Below are 1,316 nucleotides of genomic sequence, written 5' to 3' on the forward strand. Positions count from 1 at the left end.
CTTTGGGCAAGCGCGATATAAGGGCGAAGACTTTCACAATCAATAAAAATCGTCTCGCAGGTTGTAAAATTTCTGGCGTCGAACAATGTTGCGGCAACCGTATCCGGATATCGAACGATGACAGGCACGCACGGCCCTCTCAACGCCTTTCTCGATCTTCGCCAGATGCCCGTGGCACATGCCCAGCTCGGCCCGTTGGCCGGCCTGCGGCTGGCCGTCAAGGACATATACGACGTCGCCGGCTACCGCACCGGTTGCGGCAATTTGCAAAAATTCGCCGAAAGCCACGCAGCCTCGCGCACCGCACCCGCCGTGCAGATGATCCTCGATGCCGGCGCACGCTTCGTCGGCAAGACGCAGACCGACGAGCTCGCCTTCGCGCTGTTCGGTCAGAATGCGCATTTCTCGTTTCCGGTGAACCCGGCGGCACCCGACCGCGTCACCGGCGGCTCCTCATCGGGGTCGGCGGCGGCGGTGGCGGGCAGGCTGGCCGATATCGCCACTGGTTCCGACACCGGCGGCTCGATCCGCGCGCCGGCGAGCTTTTGCGGACTGATCGGGCTGCGCACCACGCATGGCCGCATTTCGCTCGACGGCACGATGAAGCTGGCGCCGAGCCTTGACACGTTCGGCTGGTTCGCCGACGACATCGAGACCTACGAGACCGTCGGCAAGCTGCTGCTCGGCCGCGATCCGCACCAGCACGTGTTGGACCGGCCGCTGGCGCTGGATTGGCTGGACGGGCTGGTCGCCCGCCCGGCGCTGGCCGAATATGCCGGAATGAAGGGGCTGGCGGGCGCGGTTTTCGGCGCGCCGGCGACGCCGGCAATCCGCTTCTCCTCATCTCCCGATGAACTTTACTGGTGCTTTCGCCGGCTGCAGGCCAGGGAGGCCTGGGCGGTGCATGGCGAATGGATCACCAGCGGCGAGCGCGGCCTCGGCACCGGCGTCGAGGAGCGTTTCGGCTTCGGCCGCGCCGTCGACGACAAGACGGCGCAGGCCGAGAAGGTGCGGCGTCTGACCTTTCGCGGCGAACTGAGCGCCCTGCTCGGCAAGGACGGCTTCCTTGTCCTGCCGACGGTGCCTGGTCCGGCGCCTTACGTGGACAGCACGCCGGAGCAGTTCCAGGCCTATCGCGAACGGGCGCTCCAGCTTCTGTGCCTGGCCGGCCTGTCCGGTTTTCCACAGATCACACTGCCCGTCGGCTCGGTCGCCGGCGCCCCGTTCGGCCTGTCGCTGCTTGGCCCTTCCGGCAGCGACATTGCCCTGATACGGCTCGGCCGGGAACTTCTCGGCGCGGCACGAAAGGCCCGACC

Annotated in this window: 1 protein-coding gene; it reads left to right on the forward strand. The window is 66.7% G+C overall.

Going from position 1 to position 1,316, the window contains the following annotated elements:
- Window positions 1–117 precede the first annotated feature (117 nt).
- Window positions 118–1,316, forward strand: a 1,199-nt coding sequence (locus tag EOA22_RS33860; RefSeq protein WP_127390626.1) for an amidase, incomplete at its 3' end; no start/stop codon positions are given.

This window comes from Mesorhizobium sp. M7A.F.Ca.US.014.04.1.1 (genome assembly GCF_003998745.1).
Lineage (GTDB): Bacteria > Pseudomonadota > Alphaproteobacteria > Rhizobiales > Rhizobiaceae > Mesorhizobium > Mesorhizobium ciceri.